The organism is Stenotrophomonas sp. Steno-C18, from assembly GCF_056393195.1.
The window spans coordinates 224,735-237,306 of record NZ_JBWJOX010000006.1 but is presented as its reverse complement, the minus strand read 5'-3'; the positions used below and the strand labels follow the sequence as shown (position 1 = coordinate 237,306).

14 protein-coding genes are annotated in these 12,572 nt (G+C 69.0%); 9 read left to right on the top strand and 5 right to left on the bottom strand.

Features of this window, described 5'->3' with window-relative positions; translation table 11 throughout:
• Position 1: 1 nt before the first annotated feature.
• From AC06FE_RS14205 to AC06FE_RS14180, 6 genes are all read left to right on the top strand, one after another.
• Positions 2-1,075 carry an acyltransferase family protein gene (locus AC06FE_RS14205; protein WP_478073394.1) on the top strand — a complete coding sequence of 358 codons (1,074 nt, stop codon included), beginning with the start codon at positions 2-4 and terminating at the stop codon, positions 1,073-1,075.
• An 80-nt stretch (positions 1,076-1,155) separates the two neighbouring features.
• Positions 1,156-1,800 carry a PepSY-associated TM helix domain-containing protein gene (locus AC06FE_RS14200; RefSeq protein ID WP_313253877.1) on the top strand — a complete coding sequence of 215 codons (645 nt, stop codon included), beginning with the start codon at positions 1,156-1,158 and terminating at the stop codon, positions 1,798-1,800.
• Positions 1,801-1,825: 25 nt separating this feature from the next.
• Positions 1,826-2,347, top strand: a complete 522-nt coding sequence (locus AC06FE_RS14195) for a DUF2271 domain-containing protein (protein ID WP_132864721.1) — start codon at positions 1,826-1,828, stop codon at positions 2,345-2,347.
• Between the two features lie 28 nt (positions 2,348-2,375).
• Positions 2,376-3,182, top strand: coding sequence for a DUF4198 domain-containing protein (locus AC06FE_RS14190; RefSeq protein WP_478073393.1), 807 nt, complete (start codon positions 2,376-2,378; stop codon positions 3,180-3,182).
• Between the two features lie 171 nt (positions 3,183-3,353).
• Complete coding sequence (locus tag AC06FE_RS14185; protein ID WP_478073392.1) at positions 3,354-4,328, top strand: FAD:protein FMN transferase; 975 nt, start codon at positions 3,354-3,356, stop codon at positions 4,326-4,328.
• The gene (locus AC06FE_RS14180; protein WP_478073391.1) at positions 4,325-5,935 is read left to right on the top strand and encodes a sulfite reductase subunit alpha; all 1,611 of its coding nucleotides are present in this window, start codon (positions 4,325-4,327) and stop codon (positions 5,933-5,935) included. Before AC06FE_RS14185 ends, AC06FE_RS14180 begins: the two co-directional genes overlap by 4 nt.
• A gap of 64 nt (positions 5,936-5,999) precedes the next feature.
• On the opposite strand, the gene AC06FE_RS14175 is transcribed toward AC06FE_RS14180, so the two are convergent.
• Together AC06FE_RS14175 and AC06FE_RS14170 are read right to left on the bottom strand one after the other, a co-directional pair.
• Positions 6,000-6,596, bottom strand: a complete 597-nt coding sequence (locus AC06FE_RS14175; protein ID WP_478073390.1) for a HutD/Ves family protein — start codon at positions 6,594-6,596, stop codon at positions 6,000-6,002.
• Between the two features lie 181 nt (positions 6,597-6,777).
• The gene (locus AC06FE_RS14170; RefSeq protein WP_478073389.1) at positions 6,778-8,610 is read right to left on the bottom strand and encodes a 3-hydroxybutyrate oligomer hydrolase family protein; all 1,833 of its coding nucleotides are present in this window, start codon (positions 8,608-8,610) and stop codon (positions 6,778-6,780) included.
• Between the two features lie 115 nt (positions 8,611-8,725).
• On the opposite strand from AC06FE_RS14170, the gene AC06FE_RS14165 reads away from it, so the two are divergent.
• On the top strand, positions 8,726-9,523 hold the full coding sequence (locus AC06FE_RS14165) for a 3-hydroxybutyrate dehydrogenase (RefSeq protein WP_132864727.1): 798 nt from the start codon (positions 8,726-8,728) through the stop codon (positions 9,521-9,523).
• A 123-nt stretch (positions 9,524-9,646) separates the two neighbouring features.
• The gene (locus AC06FE_RS14160) at positions 9,647-10,309 is read left to right on the top strand and encodes a response regulator transcription factor (protein WP_132864728.1); all 663 of its coding nucleotides are present in this window, start codon (positions 9,647-9,649) and stop codon (positions 10,307-10,309) included.
• Positions 10,310-10,423: 114 nt separating this feature from the next.
• On the opposite strand, the gene AC06FE_RS14155 is transcribed toward AC06FE_RS14160, so the two are convergent.
• Genes AC06FE_RS14155 through AC06FE_RS14145 form a run of 3 tightly spaced genes read right to left on the bottom strand, consistent with a single transcriptional unit; the run spans position 10,424 to position 12,146 of the window.
• The gene (locus AC06FE_RS14155) at positions 10,424-10,849 is read right to left on the bottom strand and encodes a DUF6691 family protein (protein WP_478073388.1); all 426 of its coding nucleotides are present in this window, start codon (positions 10,847-10,849) and stop codon (positions 10,424-10,426) included.
• On the bottom strand, positions 10,846-11,259 hold the full coding sequence (locus AC06FE_RS14150; RefSeq protein WP_478073387.1) for a YeeE/YedE family protein: 414 nt from the start codon (positions 11,257-11,259) through the stop codon (positions 10,846-10,848). Before AC06FE_RS14150 ends, AC06FE_RS14155 begins: the two co-directional genes overlap by 4 nt.
• Positions 11,256-12,146, bottom strand: a complete 891-nt coding sequence (locus AC06FE_RS14145) for an MBL fold metallo-hydrolase (RefSeq protein WP_478073386.1) — start codon at positions 12,144-12,146, stop codon at positions 11,256-11,258. The genes AC06FE_RS14150 and AC06FE_RS14145 overlap by 4 nt, the downstream gene beginning before the upstream one ends.
• Before the next feature lie 78 nt (positions 12,147-12,224).
• Here AC06FE_RS14145 and AC06FE_RS14140 point away from each other — a divergent pair, with 78 nt between their 5' ends.
• Complete coding sequence (locus AC06FE_RS14140; protein WP_478073385.1) at positions 12,225-12,548, top strand: ArsR/SmtB family transcription factor; 324 nt, start codon at positions 12,225-12,227, stop codon at positions 12,546-12,548.
• The last annotated feature ends 24 nt before the right edge of the window (positions 12,549-12,572 follow it).

Below are 12,572 nucleotides of genomic sequence, written 5' to 3'. Positions count from 1 at the left end.
GATGGCCACCCGCCCTTTTCATTCCATCCAGGCGTTGCGCGCCATTGCCGCCCTGCTGGTGGTGTTGTTCCACCTGCAGATCGTGGAGGCCAAGTACACCGCCGGCATGCCGCTGCTGCCGGGCTTCATCCGCCATGCCGACAGTGGCGTGGACCTGTTCTTCGTGCTGTCCGGTTTCGTGATGACCACCATCGCCGCCGGCAGCTATGGCTCGCCGCGTCAGGCCGGACGTTTCCTGGTGCGGCGCAGCTGGCGCGTGCTGCCGCCCTACTGGTTCTACACCAGCGTGGTGCTGGCTTTGATGCTCCTCGCCCCGGGCATCGCCAACAGCGCCTACAGGCACCAGGACATCCTTGCCTCGTACCTGCTCTGGCCACAGACGCAATTGCCCCTGCTGACCGTCGGCTGGACCCTGATCCACGAGATGTTCTTCTACCTGGTGATGGCCGGGATGATCGCCTTCGCGCGCGAGACCTGGTTGCCGGCACTGCTGCTTGGCTGGGGTTCCCTGACCCTGGCAGCGCACTTCCTGCTCGATGCCGGTGCGCCATGGCAGCAGGTCGCCAGCAGCCCGCTGACACTGGAATTCATTGCCGGCGCACTGGTCGGGCTGTACTGGAGGCACCTGCCCGCGCCCATGGCCTTGCCGGTGGCCGTTGCCGGCGCGCTGGGCTTGGCCGGCGCGATGCTGCTGTTGTCCGAAGCCGGCGGCCCGCCCCCTTCCATGGCAATGCGCCTGTGTGCCTTCGGCCTGCCGGCGGCCCTGCTCACGCTGGGGCTGGTGCGCTGGGAACGTGCCGGATCGCCCCGGGTCCCGCTTCCATTGCTGCGGATCGGCGACAGTTCCTACTCGCTGTACCTGAGCCATGTGTTCGTGATCTCCGCCGCCGGGCGGCTCTGGCAGGCGAGCGGCTGGAACCACGGCCCCTGCCAGTCCGGGGCCTTCATCGCGCTCACCGTCCTGGCCTGCATCGGCGCCGGCTGGGCCTCCTGGCGCTGGCTCGAGCAACCCTTGCAACGCCTGCGTCCGGGCCGACGCACGTCGCGGCCCGATACCGTCGCGGCCAGCGGGTGAGGCCGCGATACAATTCGATACAAATTGCGAATCATTCTCATTAATGATCTAATTCCCGGTCTCCCATCCGCTTCGTTCCCGTGTCCGCAGACCGCGCTTCCACCAACACCGTGCAGCAACAGGCCAGCCGCGGCTTCTGGCTGCGCACGCTGCACCAGTGGCACTGGATCAGTTCGGCGGTCTGCCTGATCGGCATGTTGCTGTTCTCCATCACCGGCATCACCCTCAACCACGCCTCGAAGATCGAAGCCAAGCCGCAGGTACAGAACCTGCAGCTGGAGCTGCCGGCGCCGGTGCTCAAGGCGCTGGGTACGCGTGAGGATGGCAACGCGCCGCTGCCGGCGCGGGTCTCGGATTGGCTGTCGGCGCGGCTGGACGTCTCCATCGGCCAACGCCCGGCCGAGTGGTCGCCCGAGGAGGTCTACCTGTCCATGCCCGGGCCCGGTGCCGATGCGTGGCTGAGCATCGACCGCGAGACTGGCGCGGTGGAGTTCGAGAAGACCCGCCGTGGCTGGGTGTCCTACTTCAACGACCTGCACAAGGGCCGCAACGCCGGACCGGGTTGGGGCTGGTTCCTGGACCTGTTCGCCGTGGCCTGCCTGGTGTTCTGCATCACCGGCCTGTTCCTGCTGCATCTGCACGCGCGGCAGCGGCGCATGACCTGGCCGCTGGTCGGCCTGGGCCTGCTGATCCCGCTGCTGATCGCCCTGCTCCTCATCCACTGATCGTCATTCCTCCCGGAGTCGCACCATGCGCGTCACCCTGACCATCGCCCTGAGCGGCCTGATCGCCACCGCCCCGGCCGCCTACGCCGCCAGCCTCGACGTCAACGTCGAAGTGCCCAAGCTCAACGTCGCCGAATACCACCGCCCGTATGTCGCGGTGTGGATCGAGGGAGCCGACCAGAAGGTCGCCGCCAACCTGTCGGTCTGGTACCAGCTGCGCGACACCGCCGAAGGCCATGGCACCAAGTGGCTGCCGGACCTGCGCCAGTGGTGGCGCAAGAGCGGCCGCACCCTGCAGGTGCCGGTCGATGGCGTCACCGGCCCGACCCGCCCGGTCGGCAAGCACCAGCTCAGCTTCAACGACCGCCAGCCGCAGCTGCGCGGCCTGCCCGCCGGCCAGTACACCCTAGTGGTGGAAGCCGCCCGCGAGGTCGGTGGCCGCGAGCTGCTCAAGATCCCCTTCACCTGGCCGGCGCGCAGCGTCCAGAACGGCAGTGCCCAGGGCACGTCCGAACTCGGCGCCGTCACCCTGTCCGTCAAGCCCTGATCCGCACCACCGCACTGGAGCCCACCGAATGAAGCGTTCCCTCCTGATTGCCGCCGCCATCGCCGCGCTGGTTCCGTTCACTGCCTCGGCCCACAAGGCCTGGCTGCAGCCGTCGCAGACCGTCATCTCCGGCACCAACCCGTGGATCACCGTGGACGCGGCCGTCTCCAACGACCTGTTCTACTTCAACCACGTGCCGCTGCGCATCGACAACCTGGTGATCACCGCACCGGACGGCAGCACCGTGCAGCCGCAGAACGTGGCCACCGGCAAGTACCGCAGCGTGTTCGACGTCGAACTCACCCAGCAGGGCACCTACCGCCTGGCCAACGTCAACGCCGGCCTCTCGGCCACCTGGCAGGAAGACGGCAAGCCCAAGCGCTGGCGCGGCAACGCCGAGAAGTTCGCCACCGAAGTGCCGAAGAACGCATCGGAGCTGAAGGTCTCCGAGACCGCCGGGCGGGTCGAGACCTTCGTCACCAACGGCGCACCGAACGACACCGCGCTCAAGCCGACCGGCAAGGGCCTGGAGATGGTGGCCGTGGGCCACCCGAACGACCTGTTCGCCGGCGAGGCCGCCAGGTTCCGCCTGCTGGTGGACGGCAAGCCGCAGGCCGGCCTGGAAGTGGAGATCACCCGCGGTGGCACCCGTTACCGCAACGCGCAGGAAGAGATCAAGGTCACCACCGACGCCAACGGCGAGTTCTCGGTGACCTGGCCGGAAGCCGGCATGTACTGGTTGGAAACCGGCACCGAGGACAACAAGACCACGGTCGCCCAGGCCAACGTGCGTCGCCTGACCTATGTCGCCACGCTGGAAGTGCTGCCGCAGTAAGCAATTGCTCAAAGTCCCTCTCCCGCCTGCGGGAGAGGGGTTGGGGTGAGGGCACGAGGAGCGGCCCCGTCGCCGATCAACGTCAGCAAGAACGCTCCCCCATCCGCCCCTTCGGGGCACCTTCCCCCGCACACGGGAGAAGGACAAAAGGCTCCCCGATTCCCGACACTGATGTCCCCCAACGCCGACATCGCCGCCCTTGGCGGCCACACCATGGGTACCACCTGGAGCGTCAAGCTGGTCGCGCCACGCAGCCGTGACCTGCATGCGCTGCACGCGGGCATCCAGGGGGAACTCGATCGCGTGGTCGCGCAGATGAGCACCTGGGAACCAGACTCGGACATCGGTCGCTACAACCGTGCCGCTGCCGGCCACTGGCAGCCGCTCCCCGAGGACTTCTGGACCGTGCTCAGCGCCGCGCACGACATCGCCCGGCGCAGCGACGGTGCATTCGATCCCAGCATCGGCCCCTTGGTCGCGTTGTGGGGCTTCGGCGCACAGGCGCGCGCGCAGCGCGTACCCGACGCTGCAGAAAGAACAGCGATCGCCCGCCACTGCGGCTGGCAGAAACTTCAGTTGGATCAACCGGCACGCGCTGCGCTGCAACCCGGCGGCCTGCAGTTGGATCTGTCCGCCATCGCCAAGGGCTATGGGGTGGACCTGGTCAGCCATTGGCTGCGTCGCAACGGCGTCGAGGCGGCGCTGGTCGAAGTCGGCGGCGAACTGCACGGCTACGGTCGCAAGCCCGACGGCCAGCCCTGGCGCGTGCTGGTCGAGTCCGCGCCCGAGGAGGATGCCGGTGCCGAGTACCCACCGCGCGTGCTGGCACTGGACGATCTGGCCATCGCCACCTCCGGCGATCGCTGGCACCACTATGACCACGATGGCGTGTCCTACAGCCACACGCTGGATCCGCGCACGCAGGCCCCGGTCACCCGCGCCGCGGCCGCGGTGACGGTGATCGATCGCCAGGCCATGTACGCCGATGCCTGGGCCACCGCATTGACCGTGCTGGGCGCCGAACAGGGCTTGGCCTTTGCCCGGGCGCAGGGGCTGGCCGCGCGCTTCGTCTCGCGCGATGGCAGTGGCCTGCAGGAAGCCATGACCCCCGCCTTCCAGCAGTACCTGGACGCAGACGCCGCATGAGTACCCCCCGCTTCAATCGTGCGCTGTTCGGCAACCTGGCCGTGATCGCGGTGCTGGTGGCCGTCGCCGTGCTGCTGCTGCGCCTGCACCTGGGCGAGGGCTGGTGGCTGGCCTCGCCGCTGCCCTGGCAGTGGTGGAGCGCGGCCGGCGTGGGCGCGGTCTATGCGGTTGCCTGTTTCGTCCTGTGGTGGCGCGTGCGCCCGCGCAAGGAGCCGGCCAGCGACACCGGGCAACCGCCGCTGCTGATCGTCTGGGCCAGCCAGACCGGCTTTGCCCGACAACTGGCCGAACGCAGCGCCCAGAGCCTGCGTGCCGCCGGCCATGCCACCCGCCTGCGCGCACTGGACCAGGTCGACGCCGCCCTGCTGGGCAGCAGCCACCAGGCGTTGTTCATCGCCAGCACCACCGGCGAAGGCGACCCGCCGGACCATGCACTGGCCTTCCTGCGCCGGGTGATGCCGCAGGCAAGCGCGTTGCCGGGACTGCAGTACGCGGTGCTCGCCCTGGGCGACCGCAGCTACGAACACTATTGCGCCTTCGGCCACCAACTCGATGCATGGCTGCGCGCACATGGCGCGCAACCGTTGTTCGACCTCGTCGAGGTCGACAACGCCGATCCCGATGCCTTGCGCCATTGGCAACAGCTGCTCGGCCAACTGGGCGGCACCACCAGCAACGTGCCGGACTGGAGCGCGCCCGAGTACCAGCCCTGGCGGCTGCAATCGCGCCGGCTGCTCAACCCCGGCAGCGTCGGCGGCCCGGTGTTCCACCTGGCACTGCAACCGGCCGAAGGTGCGCTGCCATCCTGGCAGGCAGGCGACATCGCCGAGATCGGGCCGCGCCAATCCGCCGCGGCGGTGCAGGCCTGGATGCAGGCGCATGGATTCGACCCCGGCACCCGCTTGCCGGACGGTCGCCTGCTGGGCGAACTGCTCGCTGCCTCGCAGTTGCCGGAGCATGCCGCCGACATCGACATCGCCGCCCTCGCCGCCCAGCTCAGGCCGCTGCCGCATCGCGAGTACTCCATCGCCTCGATGCCCGGCGAAGGCAGCCTGCAACTGATGCTGCGCCGCCAGCTGCGCCCGGATGGCCAACCCGGCCTGGCCAGTGGATGGCTATGTGACTACACCCAACCCGGTGACCGCATCGACCTGCGCCTGCGCAGCAACGCCAACTTCCATCCGCCGGCCGCGGACGTCCCGCTGATCCTGATCGGCAACGGCACCGGCATCGCCGGCCTGCGCGCGCACCTGCGTGCGCGCATCGACATCGGCGCGCGCCGCAACTGGCTGCTGTTCGGCGAGCGCCATGCCGCCCATGACTTCCACTTCGGCGACGAGCTGCAGCAGTGGCAGCGCGAAGGCTGGATCGAACACCTCGACGCGGTCTTCAGCCGAGATGGCGGCGCCTTCCACTACGTGCAGGATGCGCTGGCCGCGCACGCGCCGCGGTTGCGCGAGTGGATCGACCACGGCGCCACCGTGCTGGTCTGCGGCAGCCTGCAGGGCATGGCCCCGGCGGTGGACGCGGTGATCCTCGATGCCCTTGGCAGCGAGGCCCACGAAGCCCTGCGCATCGCCGGCCGCTACCGGCGCGACGTGTACTGAGTACTCTCCCAACGGGTAGCGCCGGGGCTTTCCCGCCAGCGCCTCAGCGGAGCAGGGCCCCGCTCTACCGCATCACTGCCGGAGCCACCCGGATCGCCAGCAGCTCGCCGCCACCGTGCAGCGTGAAGCGCTCGCGTGCCCCGGCACCCAACCAGGCGGTATCGCCTGCGGACAATGCCGGCAGCACATCGCCTTCGAAGCGGGCCTGCCCGGCCAGCAGGTGGATCGCCCAGGCCGCCTGTGGCTCGGTGAAGAACAGCATGTTGCCGACCAACGGACGATGCAGCAGCTCGGCATTCACCTCATCCCGCCGCCACATCAGGTTGAAGTCCTGGGTGAAGCCATCGACCAGCTCGCCGGTGATCACGTCCTCACCCGCGAAACGCAGCCGCTGGTAGGGCGGCAACAGGGTTTCGCAGCGGCCATCGGCAAAGCGCAGGCGCAGGCCTTCGCCCTGCAGCAGCACCAGCTCGCGCTCGATGCCCGGGAATGCGGAAAACGCGGCGTCCTGCTCGATCTCGGCGATGGACAAGCGCAGCTGCCAATCGCCCTGCTCGGGCAGGCGCAGGATCTCGCGGGTCCAGCCCAGCCCGTTGCGCCAGCGCTCGCGCTGGTACTGGGCGGCGGGAATGACACGGGAAGAAAGATTCAGAAGGTCCATGCGCGCATGATGCCATCGCCTGCGCGCGGCAGGGCGCCAGGACGGCAGGAGCGACTTCAGTCGCTAAACCAACAATGCCCGCATGAACGCAGAAGCCTGCCATCCGAAAAATCAGATGACCGGCTTCATGCGCCCCGCAACCTCAACCGGCCTCGCGGCCAAAGCCGCTCCAGCCGTGGGGTCAGCGCGGCACGGCCAAGTGTTCGGCGGTCAACGGCTGGCCGGCACGCGGCGTGGTCGCGATCACCGCATCGGCCGGCAACGCGGTGCCGTTGTCCAGGCGCGCTTCCACGCGGTCCAGCGCGGCGTACACGTAGGGCAACAGCGGCAGGTAGCGCGCGCCGTAATCCGGCAGGCCCAGGAACCCGTCGAAGTGCTGCACGTGCTGCACCTGCCAGTAGCTCACCTCACGCCCCGCCGCCTTGGCGGCAGTGGCGTAGGGCTTGCTGCTGAAGGCCGGCGGGATCAGCCCATCGTCGGTGCCATGCACCACCATCACCGGCAGCCCCTTGCGCGGCAGCCCGGCGCGAGTGGCCTGGATGCCGGCCTGCACACGCTTGGCATCCTCGCTCTGCCCGTCCCACAAGCCGCGCAGGCATTTCAGCCCGGCGTAGGTCAGGTCCGGCAACTGCACCTTGCTGTCGAGCAGGCCGACGCCGGCGCCCGGCGGAATACCGCTGCCGTCGGAAATCCATGCCGCACGCTCGGCGGCGCTGGCCACGCGCGGGGAGAAGTCCGGGTTCTGCGCGGCAAAGCTGAAGCCGCACGGATGCTCGCCCACGCCATAGCGGCCATAGGCCGAGGCGTAGGTCGCGGCGATCGCACGCCACAGGTCGAAACCGGTCGACAACGCACCCGCGCGCAATGCGGCATCGGTCCAGCCCTTGCTCAGCATCAACGCGTAGGCCGACTGCGCCTGCGCGGCCGGCGTCGCCCCGCTGATCATGCCCTCGCGGGCCAGCGTGGCACAGCGCACCGCAGCGCCCGCCTGCAATGCGGCGGTCAGCGGCGGTTGCGGCAGGTTGCTCATGTGCAGCTGCGCGCACGGCATCAGCAGCGCCGCTTCGGTGGTGTAGTCGTACAGCGCACGCGCGTCAGGGCCATCGGAATAGATGCTCGGCTCACCGGCCACCACCGCATCCAGCCAGTCACCGTCCATCTCGGCCGCGCGCAGCACCGCGCCGCCGCCGTTGGAGATGCCCACCGCGATGATGCGAGTGTTCTCGAAGGTGAACGGCGCCGCCTGCGGATAGGCCTGGCCCAATGCCAGCAATGCGAACTCGGCCGCCTGCTTCACGTGCCGGCCCCAGTCGGCCTCCGGGTTGTCCTTGGAATGGGCGTGCTTGAAGGCCACGCCCGATGCATTGACCGGCGCATCCGGCACGAACGCCAGGTCGGCGGCCTCGCCCAGTGCACCCACGCTGCCATTGGCGCGCACGCCCTGCTGTGCGTCCAGGTCGTAGTAGTCGCTGCCGGCGCCCTTGTCGGTGTAGACCACCGCACAGCCCTTGGGCAGGCCCCAGGCCGCCGCCACCGACACCGCGCCGTAGATGCCTCGCGAGCCCGAGGCCGGGGCCACCAGTACGCAGCGCTTGGCCAGGTCGAAGTTGTCCGGCACCTGCGCCAGCACCCGGTGCGGCTGCCTGGCACCCGGCAGGCGGGCAAAGGCGGAGTACTCGCGGCCCGGCGCCGGCGCCAGGATGCCGAACAGCTCGCCATAACCCCCGCCCGGTGCGAGGTCGGCGATGCCACGCCAGCTGCCCCACAGGGCGCGGCGGCGCAGTTCCTCGACGGTCGGCGCGGTAGCGTCGGCGAAGGCCGGCGGGGCCACGCTGCGCAAGCCGGCCAGGCCGAGGCCGGCGGTGAGCAGGTCGTCGCTGCCGCGGTGTTCGCTGCGGAGTTCGTTGCTGAACATGGAAGGCTCCACGGACTGGTAGGCGGGGCCGCTGGCGCAGGAGGCCAGGCTCAGTCCGACGAATAGGCCGCAGGCGGCGCGCAGTAGGGATTGGCTCATGGGCGCACACTAGCAGAGGCCCACGGGCCGGCTCATCGTACTTTCGTACCACACGCTTTTAGCACCCCGGCTGCTACGTTTTCCGTACTTTCCCCACTGTTCTACGGAGTCCCCCATGGACCGCTTCCTGCAAGGCCGCACCGCGCTGGTGACCGGCAGTACCTCCGGCATCGGCCTGGCCATCGCACAGGCGCTTTCGGCGGCCGGCGCGCGCGTGGCCATCAACGGCCTGGGTACGCCCGAGCAGATCGACGCCGCGCTCAAGAGCGTGGCCGATGCCGGTAGCGAGGCCCGTCACTTCGGCGCGGACCTGCGCAAACCCGACGAAATCACCACCCTGCTTGAAGCCGTGCAGGCCTGGGGCCAGGTCGACGTGCTGGTCAACTGCGCCGGCATCCAGCATGCCGCGCCGCTGGCCGAGCAGCCGTCGCAGAAATGGGACGACATCATTGCCATCAACCTCAGCGCCGCCTTCCACACCATGCAGCACACGCTGCCGGGCATGGCCGAGCGTGGCTTCGGCCGGGTGATCAACATCGCCTCGGTGCACGGGCTGGTGGCCTCGAAGAACAAGGCGCCCTACGTGGCCAGCAAGTTCGGCATCGTTGGCCTGAGCAAGGTGGCCGGGCTGGAATACGCCGCCGCCGGCAGCCGCGACAGCGGCGGCGTCACCGTCAACTGCATCTGCCCGGGCTGGGTCGAAACCCCGCTGATCGAGCCGCAAATCCAGGCCCACCGCAACGGCGGCAGCCGCGACGACGGCGTGCGTGCCCTGCTTGAGGAGAAGCAGCCCAGCCTGCGCATGTCGCTGCCGGAGGACATCGGCGCGATGGTGGTGTGGCTGTGCCGCCGCGAGGCACACAACGTCACCGGCGCGGCGATGCCGATGGATGGCGGCTGGACGTCGCAGTAAGTGCACGCACGCCGGCGACACCGGCCAACCGCATCCGCGCATGCTGCGCGTTGATGCGGTTGCGTTTGTCGCCGCTTCGGCCTTTACTCACCGCTTCCGTCGTCCACACACCCCCGCCCGAGAATGCCCAGCCTGCTGATCGCCGACGACCACCCCCTGTTCCGCGCCGCGCTGCGTCAGGCTGCCAGCGACGCGGTCAGCGGCATGCAGGTGCGCGAGGCCGAATCACTGGAAGGCGTGCTGGCCGCATTGGATGACGCCCCGGAAACCGACCTGATCCTGCTCGACCTGCACATGCCGGGCAACCACGGCCTGGCCGGTCTGGCGGCGATCCGCGCCCAGCACCCGGGCGTGGCGGTGATCGTGGTTTCGGCCAACGACGACCCGCGCGTGGTCCGGCGCGCCCTTGACCACGGTGCCGCCGGCTACCTGCCCAAGAGTTCGGGCCTGAACGAACTGCACGATGCCATCCGCAGCGTGATGGCCTGCGAGCAATGGTTGCCGGCCTCGTTGCGCGCCTCGGTGGCACGCGCGCAGTCCTCCAGCCACGACAGCGAACTGGCCGCGCGCCTGGCCAGCCTGTCGCCACAGCAGTTCCGGGTGTTGGTGCTGGTCGCCGAAGGGCTGCTCAACAAGCAGATCGCCGACCGCCTGGACGTGCAGGAACGCACGGTCAAGGCGCATCTGTCCGCCATCTTCGAACGGCTGGGCGTGCGCAACCGCACCCAGGCCAGTGTCGTGCTGCGCGAGCTTGAACTCAGCGACCCCGCCCGCCAGGTGCTCTGACCCACGCGTGCAGGAGCGGCCTCGGCCTCGGCCGCGAAGCAGGAATCGCGTGACTGCAATTGCGCGATGTGGCCTGGCGCTGGAACGGGACCGGCTTCGCGGCCGAGGCCGCTCCTACCGCCCGCTCAGCCAACGATGCAGGTACATGCCCAGCAGCATCGCCGGCACGAACCACAACGCTTCCGGCGATAGCACGCCCAGCCCCACCAGCGCTGGCCCCGGGCAGTAGCCGGCCAAGCCCCAGCCGATACCGAACAACGCCGCGCCGAGCAGCAACGGCCGGTCGATCTGCTTGAGTGCCGGGATCTGGAACCGCGCCGCCAACACCGGTGCCGGCCGGCGCAGCACGAAGCGGAACAACACCAGCGTGGTGAGTACCGCACCGCCGAGCACGAACAACAGGGCCGGGTCGAAGTCACCGGACACGTCCAGGAAGCCGAGGATGCGCTGTGGATCGGTCATGCCCGACACCGCCAAGCCCAACCCGAACAGCGCGCCGGAAAGCAGCGCCGCCAGGGTGATGCGTGCATGCGTGCTCATGCCACGTGCCTCACGATGAAGGTGGTGATCACCGCGGTCAGCATGAAGGTCAGCACCGCTGCCAGCGACCGCAACGACAGCCGCCCCAAGCCGCACACGCCATGCCCGCTGGTACAGCCATTGCCCATCCGCGTACCGATGCCCACCAGCACGCCGGCCACCACCAGCAACAGCGGCGGAAACCCCTGCCGCGGCACATAGGCACCGGGCACCGACCACAACCAGGCCGCACCGGCGCCGACCAGTCCGAGCAGGAAGGCCAGCCGCCACGCGAGTTCGCCCCGCTTCGGCAGCAGCACACCGCCGAGCATGCCGCTGATGCCGGCGATGCGGCCGGTCAACCACAGCAGCAGGGTCGCCGCCATGCCGATCAGCACGCCGCCCAGCAGCGCGCTCATCCACGTGTTCATCGCGCATCACCCATCTGGTCCAGCGGCAGGCGGAAGTAGCGCACGCCGTTGGCATCGGGTTCGGGCAGGCGGCCACCGCGGATGTTGACCTGCAACGCGGGCAGGATGAGTCGCGGCACCGGCAAGGTCGCATCGCGCTGTTGGCGCAGTTGCACGAAGGCCGATTCGTCGACGCCGTCCTTCAGGTGCGCATTGCCGGCACGCTGCGCGGCGATGCTGGTCAGCGGTTCGGCCTCACGGCGCGTGCCGGGGTAGTCATGGCACAGGAAGATCCGCGTATCCGCCGGCAACGCCAGGATCTTCTGGATCGAAGCGAACAGGCGATGCGCGTCACCACCCGGGAAGTCGGTGCGCGCCGTGCCGCTGTCGGCCGCAAACAGGGTGTCACCAATGAAGGCCGCATCGCCGATCACGTACGTCAGCCCGTCATCGGTATGCCCGGGCGTGGCGATCACACGCACCGGCAGGGCGCCGATCGCGAACTGGTCCCCATCGACGAGCAGCCTGTCGAACTGGCGCCCATCGGCGATGAACTCCTCGCCCAGCCCGAACAACACCTTGAACCGCTCCTGCACCTGCACGATGCCGCGCCCGATCGCCACCTGCGCCTGCAGGATGTCGGCCAGGTATCCGGCCGCGCTGAGGTGATCGGCATGCGCGTGCGTCTCCAGGATCCACGTCACCTGCAGCGCCTTGCCGCGCACGAACGCCAACAGCGCATCGGCCGATGCCGTGCTGATCCGTGCGCCGGCCGGCTCGTAGTCCAGTACCGGGTCGATGATCGCCGCGGCGCCGCCCTCGCCTTCGTACACCACGTACGTGAACGTGCCGGTGTCCTTGTCGAAGAACGCTTCCACCTGCGGATGAAGCCGGGTTGCATCGCTCATGGCCTGCACCTTTGTAATTTAGATTTTTCTAAATTAAACTCCTCTCATCTGAAGCGCAACCCCCCGAAAGCTGGCCCGATGAACACGCCCGACATCGATGCTGCGGACATGCAGTCCCACGCCGAGCAAGCCGCCGCCCTGCTCAAGTCACTCGCCCACCCGGCGCGCCTGCGCGTGCTGTGCCACCTGGTGGACGGCGAGGCGTCGGTGAGCGAACTGCAGGCGCAGGTGGCGTTGTCGATGTCGGCGCTGTCCCAGCACCTGGCACTGATGCGCGACGCAGGCCTGGTCAGCACCCGCCGCGAGGCGCAGACCATCTACTACGCGCTGGCCGACAGCCCCGCACTGGGCGTGATGCATGCGCTGTATGACGCGTATTGCGGCAAGGGAAAGCGCCGGTAGTCCGCGGGACGGGCTCCCGGCGCA